General features: G+C 65.4%; 11 protein-coding genes. 9 read left to right on the plus strand and 2 right to left on the minus strand.

Annotation, left to right across the window (positions count from 1 at the left end; all coding sequences use genetic code 11):
- Positions 1–95 precede the first annotated feature (95 nt).
- The 5 genes from ACSQ22_RS02360 to ACSQ22_RS02380 all read left to right on the plus strand — a co-directional run bounded on the left by ACSQ22_RS02360 (position 96) and on the right by ACSQ22_RS02380 (position 7,883).
- Positions 96–1,679 (plus strand): DNA-3-methyladenine glycosylase 2 family protein, encoded by a 1,584-nt coding sequence (locus ACSQ22_RS02360; protein WP_436129316.1) that lies wholly within the window; start codon positions 96–98, stop codon positions 1,677–1,679.
- Between the two features lie 65 nt (positions 1,680–1,744).
- Positions 1,745–2,302 carry a methylated-DNA--[protein]-cysteine S-methyltransferase gene (locus ACSQ22_RS02365; RefSeq protein ID WP_228895318.1) on the plus strand — a complete coding sequence of 186 codons (558 nt, stop codon included), beginning with the start codon at positions 1,745–1,747 and terminating at the stop codon, positions 2,300–2,302.
- The gene (locus ACSQ22_RS02370; RefSeq protein ID WP_436129317.1) at positions 2,299–3,225 is read left to right on the plus strand and encodes a DMT family transporter; all 927 of its coding nucleotides are present in this window, start codon (positions 2,299–2,301) and stop codon (positions 3,223–3,225) included. Before ACSQ22_RS02365 ends, ACSQ22_RS02370 begins: the two co-directional genes overlap by 4 nt.
- 154 nt (positions 3,226–3,379) lie before the next feature.
- The gene (locus ACSQ22_RS02375) at positions 3,380–7,198 is read left to right on the plus strand and encodes a sensor domain-containing protein (RefSeq protein ID WP_436129318.1); all 3,819 of its coding nucleotides are present in this window, start codon (positions 3,380–3,382) and stop codon (positions 7,196–7,198) included.
- A gap of 136 nt (positions 7,199–7,334) precedes the next feature.
- Positions 7,335–7,883 (plus strand): hypothetical protein, encoded by a 549-nt coding sequence (locus tag ACSQ22_RS02380; protein ID WP_436129319.1) that lies wholly within the window; start codon positions 7,335–7,337, stop codon positions 7,881–7,883.
- A gap of 75 nt (positions 7,884–7,958) precedes the next feature.
- On the opposite strand, the gene ACSQ22_RS02385 is transcribed toward ACSQ22_RS02380, so the two are convergent.
- Positions 7,959–9,893 (minus strand): propionate--CoA ligase, encoded by a 1,935-nt coding sequence (locus tag ACSQ22_RS02385; RefSeq protein WP_436129335.1) that lies wholly within the window; start codon positions 9,891–9,893, stop codon positions 7,959–7,961.
- 273 nt (positions 9,894–10,166) lie between these two features.
- Between ACSQ22_RS02385 and ACSQ22_RS02390 the strand changes: the two genes are divergently transcribed.
- The 3 genes from ACSQ22_RS02390 to ACSQ22_RS02400 are packed head-to-tail and all read left to right on the plus strand — an operon-like array spanning position 10,167 to position 13,093.
- The gene (locus tag ACSQ22_RS02390) at positions 10,167–11,135 is read left to right on the plus strand and encodes a chromate resistance protein ChrB domain-containing protein (RefSeq protein WP_436129320.1); all 969 of its coding nucleotides are present in this window, start codon (positions 10,167–10,169) and stop codon (positions 11,133–11,135) included.
- Entirely contained in the window at positions 11,132–12,505 is a 1,374-nt protein-coding gene (gene chrA / locus ACSQ22_RS02395; RefSeq protein ID WP_436129321.1) for a chromate efflux transporter, read from the plus strand. Before ACSQ22_RS02390 ends, chrA begins: the two co-directional genes overlap by 4 nt.
- Before the next feature lie 33 nt (positions 12,506–12,538).
- Positions 12,539–13,093: a superoxide dismutase gene (locus ACSQ22_RS02400; RefSeq protein WP_436129322.1), complete on the plus strand. Its 555-nt coding sequence runs from the start codon at positions 12,539–12,541 to the stop codon at positions 13,091–13,093.
- Between the two features lie 375 nt (positions 13,094–13,468).
- On the opposite strand, the gene ACSQ22_RS02405 is transcribed toward ACSQ22_RS02400, so the two are convergent.
- Positions 13,469–14,476 carry a DNA-binding protein gene (locus ACSQ22_RS02405; RefSeq protein ID WP_063459308.1) on the minus strand — a complete coding sequence of 336 codons (1,008 nt, stop codon included), beginning with the start codon at positions 14,474–14,476 and terminating at the stop codon, positions 13,469–13,471.
- A gap of 90 nt (positions 14,477–14,566) precedes the next feature.
- Between ACSQ22_RS02405 and ACSQ22_RS02410 the strand changes: the two genes are divergently transcribed.
- On the plus strand, positions 14,567–15,766 hold the full coding sequence (locus ACSQ22_RS02410; RefSeq protein ID WP_436129323.1) for a tyrosine-type recombinase/integrase: 1,200 nt from the start codon (positions 14,567–14,569) through the stop codon (positions 15,764–15,766).
- Positions 15,767–15,844: the final 78 nt, after the last annotated feature.

The raw sequence follows: 15,844 nt of genomic DNA on the forward strand, positions 1-15,844 counted from the left end.
CCTCCGGGGGGACTGGGGGCAAACCCTCGCGTTGGGCTGAGGCACATGTCCGAAAACGGCCAGTGAAAACACCCCCGGCTCCTATGATCCAGCCCATGAATCCGCCCTCCCCCCCCACCCCACCCGTTGCCCAGGCACCTGACACCGCCTTGGACGAAGGCCGCTACCTGGCGGTGCTGGCGCGGGATGCACGGTTTGACGGGCATTTCTTCACGGCGGTGACCTCCACCGGCATCTATTGCCGCCCCGTGTGCGCCGTGCGCACGCCCCGGCGCGAGAACTGCCGCTTTTTTGTGCTGGCCGCACAGGCCGAGAACGCGGGCTTTCGCCCCTGCTTGCGCTGCCGGCCCGAGCTGGCGCCGCAGGCGCTGGTGTGGTCGGTGCAGGACGCCAGTGGCATCCTGGTGCAGCAGGCCGTGCGCCTGCTGGATGCGCCCGACCTGTGGCCCGCCCCATCCGCACCGGGCGAAGGCAGCGCCACCGTGGCCCGGCTGGCCGAGCGCCTGGGCGTGAGCGACCGGCACCTGCGCCGCATTTTTGAGGCGGCCCTGGGCGTATCGCCGCTGCAATACCTGCAGACGCGCCGGCTGCTGACCGCCAAACAACTGCTCACCGATACCCCCATGCCCGTTACCCAGGTGGCGCTGGCCAGCGGCTTTGCGAGCGTGCGGCGCTTCAATGCGGCGTTTTCGGGGCACTACGGCCTGAACCCCACACAGCTGCGGCGCAGCGGCACCACCGCAGGGGCGCAACCCACCAGCACCTTGCGCTTGGCCTGGCGCCCGCCGTTTGATGTGCCTGCGCTGCTGGCCTTTTTTGAACGGCGGCAGTTCCACGGTGTGGAATGGGTGCTGCCGGAGGAGACCACGCTGCGGCGCACGGTGCGTCTGCCCGCCTCCTGCACCGGCCTGCCCGGCGAAACCACGGGATGGTTCAGCGCACGCTTTGACGGGGCCCGGCACCAGGTGCTGCTGCAGACCAGCGACAGCCTGTACCCCGTGTTGCCGCTCGTGATCCGCCGCGTGCGCGCCATGCTCGACCTGGACGCCGACCCCGCGGCCATCAACGCCGTGCTGCACCCGCACTTCCCCCAGGGCGACGGCCTGCGGGTGCCCGGTGCGTTCGATGGCTTTGAGCTGGCCGTGCGCGCCGTGCTGGGCCAGCAGATCACCGTGGCCGCTGCGCGCACCCTGGGCCAGCGGCTGGTGGAGCGGCTGGGTGAGCCCATCGAAACGCCCTGGCCCGGGCTGAACCGCCTGTTCCCCACCGCTGCCACGCTGGCAGCGGCCGACGGCGACACCCTGGGCCAGCTGGGCATCGTGCGCCAGCGCCAGGCTGCCATCGTGGCGCTGGCCCGCGCCGTGGATGGCGGCACGCTGGCCTTGCACGCGGGCGCCGACGTGGCCAGCACCACGGCCGCGCTATGCGCCCTGCCCGGTATTGGCGACTGGACGGCCCAGTACATCGCCATGCGCGTGTTGCGCTGGCCCGATGCGTTTCCGGCCGGGGATGTGGCGCTGCACAAGGCCCTGGGCGTGCAGGGGCACAAGAACCCGGCCCGCGCCGCAAGCGAGGCCTCGCAGGCCTGGCGGCCCTGGCGCAGTTACGCGGTGCTGCGCGCCTGGGCAGCGGGCACCCCGGCGGGTGCCGTGCCACCAGCTCCATCACTATCAAAGTAGGAGCTGCTAGCGCTTATCCATCAAGCGCTGGAGGCCAATTTCATCTAAAAATCGTTCATTCAGTCATGCAATTTCACCCCCACACCGTGCAAATGCGCACCTCCACCGCGCTGGGGCCCGTGCGCCTGGCGGCGTCGCCCGCCGGCTTGGTCGGTGTCTGGTTTGAAGGCCAGCGCCACGAGCCCAGCCAGCGGCTTCATGGCCCCACGGCCTGGGCTGACACGGCAAGCCACCCCGTGCTGGAGGAAGCCGCCCACCAGCTCCAGCAGTACTTCGCCGGGCAACGTGCGGGGTTTGACCTGCCGCTGGACCTTTCGGGTGGCACGCCGTTTCAGCAGGCTGTTTGGCGTGCCTTGCTGGCCATCGGCCGGGGTGCCACCACCAGCTACGGCGCCTTGAGCCGCCAGCTGGGCCGCCCCCTGGCCGTGCGCGCAGTGGGCGCCGCCGTGGGGCGCAACCCGATCAGCGTGGTGGTGCCCTGCCACCGCGTGGTGGGATCGGACGGCAGCCTGACGGGCTATGCCGGTGGCCTTGATCGCAAAGCGGTCTTGCTGACGCTGGAAAATGCGCTGCCCTCCACCTCCCCCAGCGCACCCAACGCTTTCCGCAAAGGACATGCATGAACAGCCCCGGCAACCAGCCCGTTTCCACCTGGATCGGCGAATTCATCTTGCTGGCGGCGCTGTGGGGCGCGTCCTTTCTGTTCATGCGGCTGGGTGCGTCCGACTTCGGCCCTCTGCCCACGGCCGGGCTGCGCGTGGCGCTGGCCACGGTGTTCCTGTGGCCCATCATGCTGCGCCAGGGCCACTGGCCTGCGCTGCGCCAGCACTGGCGGCCCATCCTGTTTGCGGGGGTCATCAATTCGGCCATTCCATTTGCGCTGTTTTCCTGGGCTGTGCTGCACATTGCCACGGGCCTGACCTCCATCCTCAACGCCACCGTGCCGCTGTTTGGCGCGCTGGTGGCCTGGATGTGGCTGGGTGACCGCATCAACCGCCTGCGCTGGGCGGGCCTGGCGCTCGGTTTTGTGGGAGTGGCGCTGCTGGCCTGGCGTGCGCCAGCGGGCACCGGGTTCAAGAGTGACAGCGCCGAATGGGCCATTGCCGCCTGCCTGTTGGCTTCGGGCTTCTACGGGCTGTCGGCCAGCTTTGCACGGCGCTACCTCACGGGCATTCCACCGCTGGCCACCGCTACCGGCAGCCAGCTGGGCGCGGCGCTGGGACTGGCCCTGCCCACGCTGTGGTTCTGGCCTGCGCAGATGCCAGGCCTGCGCGCCTGGGGCGCCATCATTGCCATTGCGGTGCTGTGCACGGGCATTGCCTACATCCTGTACTTTCGCCTCATCGCCAGTGCCGGCCCCAGCCGGGCGCTGGCCGTGACCTTCATAACCCCCGTGTTTGCGGTTTTGTACGGCACGGTCTTCCTGGGCGAACGCATCACGCCCTGGATGGTGGGCTGCGCCGTGGTCATCGTGTGCGGCACATTGTTGTCAACCGGACTTATCAGGACACTCAGGCCCGCCCTGCCCGCCTCAGAACGGCCCTAAACTTGGCCCATGGGGTTTTCTTCGGGCTTTTGCCATCTGACCAAGTCCGTCAACGGCACCGGGCGCTGTACTGCCACATATATCCCCGGCCGCTCCCCCTGCTACTCCTGGTCTGCGGCTTCCCCGCCGCAAGGGGCTTGCCCAGGGGTTTTCCATGGGTAACAACACCCTTTTGGCCGCCACGGCGCTGATGTCGCTGCTGCTGGTGCTGGCCTGGCTGCCGCCGCGCGAGTCCTTGCACCCGTCGCGCCGCACCTTGCTGCTGCTGGGGTTGGCAGGCGGCCTCGTTTCCTGGATTTCTTTTGAGGCGCTGCGCTGGAACGCCCCCGAGCTGCGGGTGGTGGCCTACCCCACGGTGGCGGCGTTTCTGGCGCTCTTTTTCAGGTTTCCGGCGACCATCATTGCGGCGCTCATCGCCCTGGTGGCAGCGGTGCGCACTGATATGTCCGATGCGGTGCCAGCCGTTGCCGTGCTGTGCGTGTCGGTGGCCACGGGGTTGTTGTGGCGCCATGTAGGGGCACGCCTGCAGGTGCCCAAATGGGCTGCACTGATCGGCCTGACGCTGACCCTGCCCCTGGCCGTGTCTGGCAGCCTGTGGGCTACCGACGGCGCATCCGACATGGCGCGAAGCCTGCCATGGCACCACGGCGCCGGGGTGCTGATGCTGGGCGTGGGCCGGTTGCTGCTGGCCAACGGAGCACGCTCCGAGCTTTCACGCAGCGACATCCAGCAAGCCCTTGCACAACAAGAGCGCAGGCTGCGCCTGGTGCTCGACTCCATGGGTGGCGGGCACTGGGAGTGGGATGTGGTGCAGCGCCAGTTCCGCTGCCACGGCAGCTTCTACGACACCTTCGGCATCACCGCCGCCGATCTGGAGGCGCCAGACCTGTGGCAGCGCTGGTATGCCCGGCGCCACCCGCAGGATGCCGAGCGCAATGCGGCCAGGCTGGCGCGGGCCATGGACGGGCTGGAAGACAGCTACGAGGCCGAATTCAGGGTGATGGACACCGAGGGCCGCTGGCATTGGCTCATGTCGCGCGGCACGGTGGCCACGCGCGACGCCCAGAACCGGCCGACCAGCCTGATCGGCATGGACGTGGACATCACCGCCCACCGCGCGGCAGAAGATGCGCTGCGCTCGTCCGAGGCCAAGTACACGACCTTCTACCAGACGCTGCCCGACCCCGCAGGCATCTCGCGCATCTCGGACGGCCGCTACATCGACGTGAACCCCGCATTCTGCGAGGTGCTGGGGCGCCCGCGCGAGGAGGTGATCGGCCGCACATCGACCGAGCTGAACATCTGGGCCTCTGAACAGGAACGCAAGCGGCTGGTGGAGACCTTCCGCCGCGACGGCAAGGTGGACCGCCTGCCGCTGGTTGCGCAGCGCGAGGGCGGACGCATCCCGGGACTGATGTCGGCACGCTCCGTGCTTGTGGATGGCGAAAACTGTTTTGTGTTCGTTTTCCATGACATGACCGAAGCCCACCGCGCCAGTGACGAGCTGCGGGCCCTCAATGGCCTGCTGCAGCAGGCCGGCCGCCTGGCCCGGCTGGGTGCCTGGGAGGACGAGCGCGGCAAGGGCCTGGTCTACTGGTCAGACGTGTGTTTTGACATCCACGGCCTGCCCCCCGGTTCGCCGCTGCCCCACGACTACATCGACCGCCATGTGGCGCCCGCCTACCGCGAAACGCTGCGCGCCAACTTCCGCTTGAGCATTCTGGAGCGCCGCGAGTGGAGCATGGAGATCGAGGTGCTGCACACCGACGGTCGGCTGGTGTGGGTGCGCGCCATGGGCGAGCCGGTGATCGAAAACGGGCGCGTGACCCGCGTACGCGGCGTGATGCAGGACATCGACGAGGCCAAGCGCGCCGAGCAGCGCCTGCGCCAGTCCGAAGAGCGTTTCTCGCGCATCTTTCAGCTCATGCCCTACCCCATGGGCCTGTCGCACCGCCGCGACGGACGCTATGTGGACATCAACCCCGCCTGGGTGGACATGCTGGGCATCCCGCGCGAGGAGGCCATCGGCCGTACTGCGGTCGAGCTGGGCATCTTCACCGCGCACGACCGCGAAAAGCTGATTGCGGAGGTGGAGCGCTCGGGCCACCTGAGCAGCTACGAGGTCAACCTGAATGTGCGTGGCGGCCCACCCCGCACCGTGCTGCAGTCCATGCGCGCCACCGAATTCGATGGCGAGCCGTGCTGGCTGTTCTCGGTGCACGACATCACCGACCGCAAACGCAACGAAGAGCAGGTGCGGGAACGCGAGGAACTGCTCTCCCTCACCATCTCGGCGGCATCGTTGGGCCTGTGGGACTGGAATTTGCACACAGGCACCGTCACCGGCGACAGCCGCTGGCACGCCATGCGAGGCCTGGACACGCCCCACACCCCACTGGCCTCCACGCAGTGGACCGCCGGCATTGCCCCCGACGACATCGACCGCATCACCAGCGAACTGGCCCGCCACACCACCCACCCCGGCACCCCGTTCGACGCCACCTGGCGTGTGAACCAGCAGGGCGACCCCGCCCGCTGGCTGCGCAACCTGGGCAAGATAGTGGGCTTCGATGCGGCGGGCCGCCCCGCACGCATGCTGGGCGTGGCCATTGACGTCACGCCCCAGCGCGAGCAAGAGGTTCTGCTGCAGCGGCTGGCCCTGTTTGACGCCCTCACGGGCCTTCCCAACCGCGTGCTGCTGGCCCGCAAGCTGCAGGAGTGCATGGACCAGGCGCGCCAGAACGGTCGGCAACTGGGTGTGGCCTACCTGGACCTGGACGGCTTCAAGCCCGTCAACGACCGCCTGGGCCACGGCGCGGGCGACCGCCTGCTGGTGGTGGTGGGTGGCCGCCTCACACGCGCGCTGCGCCCGCTGGACACGGTGGCGCGCCTGGGCGGCGACGAGTTCGTGATCCTCATGCCCGACCTTGAATCCGTGGGCGACTGCGAGCGCATGCTGCACCGGGTGATGGACAACATCTCAGCGCCCTACACACTCGACACCGAGCGTGTGGTGGTCACTGCCAGCATCGGCTACACCGTGTTCCCGCAGGATGACGCCGACGCCGACGCCCTGCTGCGCCACGCCGACCAGGCGATGTACGCCGCCAAGCAGGCCGGGCGCAACCGGTTCCACCAGTTCGACGCTGCGCAGGAACGCGCCCTGCAACTGCAGCGCGAACAGGGCCGCCACTTGCGCGAGGCCCTGGCCGCCGCGCAGTTCACGCTGTACCTGCAGCCCAAGGTGGACATGAGGAGTGGGGCCGTGGTGGGTGCCGAAGCGCTGGCGCGCTGGCAGCACCCCGAACGCGGCCTGGTGCCGCCGGGCGAGTTCTTGCCCCTGCTGGAGGGCACCGAGCTGGAAATCGACTTTGGAGAATGGGTGGTCGAAGCCGCACTCACCGTGCTGGCGCAACTGCAGGCACACGGACTGCACCTGCCGCTGAGCATCAACATCGCCGCCCAGCACCTGCAAAACCCAGACTTTGCCGACTGGATGGCCCGGTGCATCGCCCGCCACCCAGGCGTACCCGGCCACCTGGTGGAAATCGAAATCACCGAAAGCGCCGCCCTCTACGACCTGACCGCCGTGGCGCAAACCCTGACGGCGCTGCGTGCGCTGGGGGTGGCGGTGTCGCTGGACGACTTTGGCACCGGCTACTCGTCGCTGACCTACCTGCGCCGCCTGCCCATGGACACGCTCAAGATCGACCAGAGTTTTGTGCACGGCATGATGGGCGACCCCGGCGACCTGGCCATCGTGCAGGGGGTCATCGGCCTGGCCCGCTCCTTCGGCTACCGCGTGATTGCCGAAGGCGTGGAAACCATCGAACAAGGCCAGATGCTGCTGCAGCTGGGCTGCATGCAGGCCCAGGGCTACTGTATCGCCCGGCCCATGCCGCTGCAGGATTTCACCGGCTGGACGCCAGGGTGGCAACCGCCGGTGGGGTGGCAGAAAAACCGGCCTGCGTGATTGCGCTCCGGCCGGAGTCTCGCCCCGCTCTGGCCCGGTGCCAGCGCACTGCGCCGATGGCAAAAAATCCGGGCGTTGCGACCGCCAAGGCGGTAAAAATGAATCTCCGTTCTTTTCTTACTATCGGAGGGGTCCCATGAGCGCTTTGACTTTGACCAACAGCACCTCGTACATCGCCCAGTACGTGATTCACCGGGGTGGGCTGGCCCTCGCCCGCCTGCCGAGCCTCGCCCCCGGCGCGACGCTATCCGTCCCGGAGGCCGAAACTTTCGAGATCACGGCCAGCACCATACTGGAAGGCAACACCTATACCTCCGCACCGATAGCAGTCAGTGGTGCAACCCGTTTTCTGGCGCAGGTGAAGCAGCAGCGCGCCCAGCAAACCTACGAATTCGAAGTGGTGACAACACCCAGTAGCGTTGCCAACCAGATGCAATTCGAAAAAACCAGCCTTGGCCCGGTGACCTTCCAGATCACGCACCAAGGTGTGCCAGTGCAAGACGTCGTAGTGCCTGACTCATTCGTGCAGGTCACGGTGGAAATCAGCGATGTCTACTCCGTCTACGCCGTCATCAATGGCATCACGACTGACAGCGTGACCACATCCAATCCCAACGCCACCGTCACAGCAGTGTCCGAAGCGACCGACATGGAGTTTGGCTACTTCACCCTGGTAATCTCCTGAGCCCTGGCGTGCCAAGCACCACGCGAACAGCACGGAGGCCTTTGCACGGAGCCCACTGCGGGTCGAAAAGGCTCGTCACCCCACCAGGTCCTTCACCTGTTGCAGCGCCGCCGGGTCTTCCATCGTCGTCAAGTCACCCGGGTCGCGCCGCTCGGCGACGGCCTGGAGCGCGCGGCGCAGCAGTTTGCCGCTGCGGGTCTTGGGCAGCACGGTCACGAAGTACACACGCGACGGCCGGGCCACGGCGCCGAGCTGGTGGTCCACCTGCTTCATCACTTCGCCTTCGAGCTTGAGGCGCGCCGCATCGTCCGTGAGGCCCGACGCATCGCGTGCCACGGCAAATGCCATGGCGACCTGGCCCTTCAGGCTGTCGGCGACGCCCACCACGGCCACTTCGGCGATGTTGGGGTGGGAGGCAATGCTCTCCTCGATCTCGCGCGTGCCCAGGCGGTGGCCTGCCACGTTGATCACGTCGTCCGTGCGGCCCAGGATGAAGTGGTAGCCGTCGGCGTCGCGGATGCCCCAGTCGAAGGTGCTGTAGATCAGCCGACCGGGAATGCTCTTCCAATAGGTGTTCACAAAACGTGCATCGTCGCGCCACACGGTCTGCATGCAGCCGGGGGGCAGCGGGCCCTCGATGGCGACCACGCCTTTCTGGTTGGGGGCGGTCAGCTCTTCGCCGTTGCTCTCGTCGATCAGCTTGACGTGGTAGCCGTACATGGCCTTGCCGGGGCTGCCAAAGCGCGTGGTCTGCTGCTCCACGCCATTGGCCAGCGTCAGGATGGGCCAGCCGGTTTCGGTCTGCCAGTAGTTATCGATGATGGGAACCTGCAGCGCGTCGCTGATCCACTGGGCCGTGGGCTCGTCCAGCGGCTCGCCCGCCAGCCACAGGGCCTTGAGGGTGGAGACGTTGTACTTCCTGAGCCAGCTGGCGTCCTGCTTCTTGAGCACCCGCACCGCCGTGGGTGCCGAGAACATGTGGGTGACCTGGTACTTTTCGACAATGCTCCACCACACACCGGCATCGGGTCGCGTGGGCAAGCCTTCGTACATGATGGTCGTCATTCCCGCGATCAGCGGGCCATAGACGATGTAGCTGTGACCCACCACCCAGCCGATGTCGCTGGTCGCAAAGTAGGTGTCACCCGCTTTGGCATCAAAGATGTGCTTCATGCTGGCGGCCAGCGCCACGGTGTAGCCACCGGTGTCGCGCTGCACGCCCTTTGGTTTGCCCGTGGTGCCGCTGGTGTACAGCGTGTAGCTAGGGTGGGTGGACTCCACCCATTCGCACGGCACCACGGTGTTCAGGTGCTGCTCGCGCAGCGGCACCCATTCATGGTCGCGGCCCGGCTGCAGGTGCATGGGGGCCAAGCCGCGGTTCACCATGAGTACAGCGGCGGGCTTGTGTTTGGAGAGCGCAATGGCATCGTCCAGCAATGGCTTGTAAGGCACCACCTTGCCACCGCGCGACCCGGCATCGGCGCTGACCACAGCCACGGGTTCGGCGTCTTCGATGCGCGAAGCCAGCGAGCCCGAGGCAAAGCCGCCAAACACCACGGAATGCAGTGCACCAATGCGCACGCAGGCCAGCATGGCAAAGGCGGCTTCGGCAATCATGGGCATGTAGATGAGCACGCGGTCGCCCTTCTTCACCCCCAGGCTCTGCAGCACGGCTGCCATGCGCTGCACCTCGGCATGCAGCTCGGCAAAGCTGTAGCTGCGCTCGGTGTCGGTTTCGGCGGAGATGGCCACCAGCGCGGCCTGGCTGGCGCGCGTGGCCAGGTGCCGGTCTACTGCGTTGTGGCACAGGTTGGTGGTGCCGCCCACAAACCATTTGGCAAAGGGCGGGTTGCTGTAGTCGCACACCTGCTGGGGCTGCGTCTTCCAGTCGATCAGCTGCGCCTGTTCGCTCCAGAAGGCGTCGCGGTGGTCGATGGACTGGCGGTAGAAATCAGCGTAAGCGGTCATTGTGGGGGTCTCCTCGGCATCTCTCTCGGCCTGCCAAGACAGCAGGTTTTGAATTCATAATTATTCATAACGGGCTTGCGGCAAACTGACGCAGGGCTTGGCATCGGCCCTGAATCCATTTACACGGCGCCACATCTCCATGGACAAAGCGACTGCCGCCCTGCATTGGGCGCTGTTCCTGTGTACCGGATGCCTTTTCGTCTGCACCGCTCCCTTGTATTACCGGAAGCACCCGGCATGCAAGGAATCTTTGGGGATGACGATTTTTGATATAGAAATAACTATTTCACTACTTAATGCATATACTTCAATACTATGTGGTCCACCCTCATCATGACGCTGCCGACGCAGCCCAACGCCGTGCGGCTGCGCATCTGGCGCAATCTCAAGGCACTGGGTTGCGCCGCCCTGCGCGACGGCGCCTACCTGCTGCCTGAAGAACACGCAGGCCTGCTGGCGCCCATCGCCGCCGAGGTGCGGGAACACGGGGGGACGGCCATGCTGCTGACCCTGACCGCTCCTGACAACATGCAGCGCCAGGAGATCGAAGCGCTGTTCGACCGCACGGAAGCCTTCACGCAGTGGCGCGACACGGTCAGCGCTTTGCAAGCCGAGCTCGCACAGCTCACGGAAACCGAAGCGCGCCGTCGCCAGCGCAACGTTGCCGATGCACTGCAGGCACTGCACCGCATCGACTACTACCCCGGCGCCGCAGCCGCGCAGGCCGATGCTGACCTGGTCAGCCTGCGGCAGGCCCTGGACGTTTGCTTCTCGCGGGGGGAGCCTGCCGCCCTGCCCGCCCATGGCATCAAGCGCCTTGACACCGCCCAGTTCCAGAACCAGCGCTGGGCGACGCGGGCGCGGCCCTGGGTGGACCGACTGGCCTGCGCCTGGCTGATCCGCCGATTCGTTGACCCGGGTGCGCGTTTTGTGTGGCTGGCCGATCCGGCATCGCCGCCTGCTGATGTCCTGGGCTTTGACTTTGACGGCGCCCGGTTCACCCACGTGGGAGCCCTGGTGACCTTTGAGGTGCTCGTTGCCAGCTTTGGGCTCGAAGCCGACTCCCGCCTGCAGCGCCTGGCCCGCGCCGTGCACTACCTGGACACGGGCGGCATGCCCGTGCCCGAGGCCGCGGGGCTGGAGGCCGTGCTGGCCGGCCTGCGCGAAGTGCATGCCGATGACGACGCCCTCGCCCAGGCCGCCGCGCAGGTGTTTGACGCCCTGTATGCCGTACCGCCCACCCTTCCACCCTCCCAGGCTCCGCTGACCAGTGCCGCACCATGACCACCCTTACCCCTGCGCCCACCCCCTCCGACCTGGACCGCCCCACCCCCGTAAGCTTTGGTGAGGCCTTCCTGTTCTGGCTCAAGCTGGGCTTCATCAGCTTTGGCGGGCCAGCGGGCCAGATCGCGATCATGCATGCCGAGCTGGTGGAGCGCCGCCGCTGGATCAGCGAAAAGCGATTTCTGCACGCACTCAACTACTGCATGCTGCTGCCCGGCCCCGAGGCGCAGCAGCTGGCCACCTATATCGGCTGGCTCATGCACCGCACCTGGGGCGGCATCGTGGCCGGGGCGCTGTTTGTGCTGCCTTCGCTCTTCATCCTGATTGCGCTGTCGTGGGTGTACCTGCGGTTTGGCGATGTGCCGGTGGTGGCGGGCATCTTCTATGGCATCAAACCCGCCGTGACCGCACTGGTGCTGCACGCAGCGCACCGCATTGGCACGCGGGCTCTCAAGAACCGCTGGATGTGGGGCATCGCTGCCGCATCGTTTGTAGCCATCTTTGCGTTCGATACGCCCTTCCCTGCCATCGTCCTGACGGCCGGGCTGATAGGCTACTTTGGCGCACAACGCTGGCCTGGCGTGTTTGCCCTCGGAGGCGGCCATGCCGACGGCCACAAGGGCTACGGCCCAGCACTGATCGACGACGACACCCCCACGCCCCCCCACGCCCGCTTCTCACGCAGCCATCTGGCCAAGGTGCTGGCGGCCGGGCTGGCGCTGTGGCTGGTGGCCATGGCAACGCTGGTCGTCACCCAGGGGGTACAAGGCACGCTCACGCAGATGGGCTGGTTCTTTACCAAGGCCGCGCTGGTCACCTTTGGCGGCGCTTATGCCGTGCTGCCGTACGTCTACCAGGGCGCGGTGGAGCAATACCAGTGGCTCAGCGGCCCGCAGATGATCGACGGCCTGGCGCTGGGCGAGACCACGCCCGGCCCGCTGATCATGGTGGTGGCCTTCGTCGGCTTCGTGGGCGGCTGGCTGCAGCAGGTGTGGGGGCCGGAAGCGCTGTTTGCAGGCGCTGCTGCCGCCGCCACGGTGGTGACGTTTGTGACCTTTCTGCCCTCGTTCATCTTCATCCTCGCGGGCGGCCCGGCGGTAGAGGCCACCCACGGCAAGCTCGGTTTCACCGCCCCGCTGTCGGCCATCACCGCCGCAGTGGTGGGTGTGATCCTGAACCTGGCGCTGTTTTTTGCCTACCACCTGCTATGGCCCAAGGGTTTTGGCGGGGCGTTCGATGCCGTGTCGGCGGTGATCGCCGTGGGCGCACTGGTGGCGCTGTTTCGCTTCAAGCTGGGGGTGATGCCGCTGCTGGGGCTGTGCGCGGCCGTGGGGTTGGCAGTGACCTTCCTCAAACCCTGGCTGGCCTGAACCAATTGTCATCCACTTCCCGGGAGTATCCCCATGCAAGCACGTCCCCAAGCCCTTCCCCTTGACCCGGCCACGCTGCCCGGGCTGTCCGAAAGGCTGCTGCGAAGCCACCACCAGAACAACTATGGCGGTGCGGTGGCGCGGCTCAACGCCATCCGGGCGCAGCTCTCGGGGCTGGACTTTGCCTCCACGCCCGGCTTTGTCGTCAACGGACTCAAGCGCGAGGAGCTGATGGCCAGCAATTCGATGCTGTTGCACGAACTGTACTTTGGCAGCCTGGGCGGCGGTGGCGCCGCCCCTGCCCCCGGCATGTTGCTGGCCCTGGCAGCCAGCTTTGGCAGCGCGGAGCGCTGGCGTGAAGAGTTTGTCGCCATGGGCAAGGCACTGGGCGGCGGCTCGGGATGGGTGCTGCTGGTGTTCCAGCCGCGCGATGGCACGCTCGTCAACCAGTGGGCCAGCGACCACACCCAGGCTGCTGCCGGTGGGGTGCCCATCCTCGCGTTGGACATGTATGAACATGCCTACCACCTCGACCACGGCGCTGCAGCGGGCGCGTATGTCGATGCCTTCATGGCCAATATGGGGTGATCTCACTTTCCGTGCAGAAAACCCGGTTAAGAGCTACGGGTTAACCCGCACTTTTTTATTGTCTGGAATTATCAGTAGCGAATACGTAGACTGCAGCAGGCTTGCGACCACGCCAGCCACGGGAGGACCAGCTTGTCTAGCTACTACCTACGTTTCGTTGGCGCCGATACCCTGCCCAAATCGCTATCTAAGCGGGAAGTCGAAGAGTGCTTTGGGCTGAGCATTGAAGACATCCAGGAGCTGCGCCCGCCCCGGTTCAGAGGAGGGCAAGCCAGGATACGGCCAGTTTTGACTCATAAGCCTTTTGGTTATTAAAGAATCGTCATTTATTCCTTCTTGTATTGACGTGTCACCCTTGACTCGCCAGAAGCTTGCTCACTTGACCTCTGGCGCTTCACCACCACGCTTTTTACGAGAAGATTTCTGCGTCGGTCTGAACTGCTCCACCAGTTCACGCAAGGTGCCAGCTTCGGCCTTGTGCTGTGCAACTGCCTGAAGAGCTTGCTGTAGCTCGGCCGATTGCGCCTGGTGCGCCCTGGTGATTTCGGCCAAGGAGGCGCGAGCACCGTCTGTTTCTGCCGCCAACCTGCTCTGTGCAGCATTGGCTTCGAGTAGTTTGGCGTGACAGTCGCGTTCGGTCTCTGCTAGCTTGCCTCGCAATTGCTCCAATTGCTTTTCCGTCTGGGCACGCGCGGTTCGCTCTCGGTCAATTTCCCGAAGCGCCCGGTGCTCCGCTTCGGTAGATCGCTGGGTGGCTTCATCAATAGCTGCACGTCCTTTTTCCAACTCGGCGCTGAAATGCTGCCTGCTCTTCGATTGCTCCAGCTTCAGCTCATCCACATGCCTGGACAGCGCCTCACCTCTCGCTGTACTCGCAGCGTGCGCACGCCGTTCTTGCTCAAGCTCTGCAGCAAAGGTCTGAGCTCGGGTCTCCAGTTCGGTGACTTTGGTCTGTGCGGTCTGTATCTGGGTCTCCAGGACGGCGCTTCGCTGCAGAGCTTCCTGCAGGTCTGCCTGTGCACTCTGGGCCTCTGCGTGTGCCTCGACGCGCAGGACTGCAAGCTCCTCGCGCGCCAACTCCGTTGCCTGGGTCCACAGCACGCTGACCGCCTGGCCTGCGGCCACTTTAAGCGCCTCCGGTAGATCGGGGTGATCGATCTCCACCCGAGCCTTGCCGCGCAGATCCTCCCAGAACTTGGCCAGCGCTTCGGCCGGGGCGCTCATGGAGCCCTTGCGCACATGCTGATAGAGCTTGCTGGCTGTGGGCGTGATGCCGTATCGGAAGAACAGCAACGCGCAAACCTCGCGGTACAACGCTTTCGTGTCGCTGAAACGCTCCCGCAGGGCCTCAACTTCGGCTTGGATTTCTGATTCTTCGCTCATTCGCAAATAATACAACGTATAACGTATATATCAATGAGATAATTTTCAATCTCTGGACATAATTACTCTAATGTCCATAGAATTTGGCTCATGAGCAGTTTGATCGTCCCACCGGCCGTTTTGGCGCATCTTGAGCCTTTGGAGGGCTTGGTGCTACCCCTTCACCTGTCCGGAGAGCGTGGCCGAAATCGGGCCCAGGGCCTGCCCCAGGTCGCGGCCAATGACGACCGCTCTGCAGTTTTGGCTTGGCTGGCGCGCTACAAGGATTCACCGGCCACGCTGGCCAGCTATCGCAAGGAGGCGGAAAGACTGCTGCTTTGGTGTGTGCACCAGCATGGAAAGGCCCTGTCCGATCTGACCCACGAGGATTTCCTGGTCTACGAGTCCTTTCTGGAAGATCCCCAACCGGTTGATCGATGGGTCATGCAGGTCGCACAGAAGGCGCCGAGGTCCTCGCCCCACTGGCGTCCGTTCGCCAAGCCGCTGGACCGGCAAAGCCAGCGCCAGGCACTCTCGATCCTCAACAGCCTCTTCAACTGGCTGGTTCAAGCCGGATATCTGGCGGGCAACCCCTTAGCTCTGCGCCGCCGCAAATCTGTGGCGCGACCCGCCAAGACCAGCAGGTTCCTGCCCCACGAACACTGGGCGCAAGTACGCGCAACGATTGAGTCCCTTCCCACGAGCACGCCTCGCCTCGCTCTCCAAGCGGCCCGATATCGGTGGCTCTTCTCACTCCTCTACATCGGTGGCCTGCGGATTTCGGAGGTCTGCAACAACTCCATGGGCGACTTTTACTGGCGACGGGGAGCCGATGGACGGGAGCGCTGGTGGCTGGAGATTCGTGGCAAGGGAGAAAAAACCAGAGTGATCCCCGCGACAGACGAGTTGATCTCAGAGCTGATGCGCTACCGAAAGTCGAATGACCTGGGACCTCTACCTCGTGAGGGCGATTCCGCCCCACTGCTCCTGCCGTTGATTGGTGGGTCTAAACCTATGGGACGCAGTGCGGTGCATGAGTTGGTCAAGACTATCTTCCGTGAAACCGCAGCCCGCCTGCGCGCGCTAGGTCCTGACCACGAGGCCGCTGCCTCTCATGTAGAGCAGGCCTCCGCCCACTGGATGCGCCATACGGCGGGGACTCACCAGAGCGACAACATGGATCTGAAGGCCGTGCGTGACAACCTGGGCCACGCGAATATCGCTACCACCAGTATTTATGTGCATACGGAGGATGATGCTCGCCATGACCAAACCTCCAGCGGGCACAGGGTGGGATGGTCGACAACCTGAGGTTTGCCCTTCCTCGCGAAGCTGAAGATAATCATGCTTCGTGCAATTTGTCCAGAATATTGGACAAATCAGCGGATT

Source organism: Acidovorax sp. LjRoot38, from assembly GCF_964252975.1.
Lineage (GTDB): Bacteria > Pseudomonadota > Gammaproteobacteria > Burkholderiales > Burkholderiaceae_C > Acidovorax > Acidovorax facilis.

Excerpts from the sequence above, each read along its gene's own strand:
- ACSQ22_RS02410 (WP_436129323.1), top strand. The coding sequence starts at position 14,567 with ATGAGCAGTTTGATCGTCCCACCGGCCGTTTTGGCGCATCTTGAGCCT.
- ACSQ22_RS02375 (WP_436129318.1), top strand. The coding sequence starts at position 3,380 with ATGGGTAACAACACCCTTTTGGCCGCCACGGCGCTGATGTCGCTGCTG.
- ACSQ22_RS02390 (WP_436129320.1), top strand. The coding sequence starts at position 10,167 with ATGTGGTCCACCCTCATCATGACGCTGCCGACGCAGCCCAACGCCGTG.
- ACSQ22_RS02360 (WP_436129316.1), top strand. The coding sequence starts at position 96 with ATGAATCCGCCCTCCCCCCCCACCCCACCCGTTGCCCAGGCACCTGAC.
- ACSQ22_RS02370 (WP_436129317.1), top strand. The coding sequence starts at position 2,299 with ATGAACAGCCCCGGCAACCAGCCCGTTTCCACCTGGATCGGCGAATTC.
- ACSQ22_RS02380 (WP_436129319.1), top strand. The coding sequence starts at position 7,335 with ATGAGCGCTTTGACTTTGACCAACAGCACCTCGTACATCGCCCAGTAC.
- ACSQ22_RS02405 (WP_063459308.1), bottom strand. The coding sequence starts at position 14,476 with ATGAGCGAAGAATCAGAAATCCAAGCCGAAGTTGAGGCCCTGCGGGAG.
- ACSQ22_RS02365 (WP_228895318.1), top strand. The coding sequence starts at position 1,745 with ATGCAATTTCACCCCCACACCGTGCAAATGCGCACCTCCACCGCGCTG.
- ACSQ22_RS02400 (WP_436129322.1), top strand. The coding sequence starts at position 12,539 with ATGCAAGCACGTCCCCAAGCCCTTCCCCTTGACCCGGCCACGCTGCCC.
- chrA (WP_436129321.1), top strand. The coding sequence starts at position 11,132 with ATGACCACCCTTACCCCTGCGCCCACCCCCTCCGACCTGGACCGCCCC.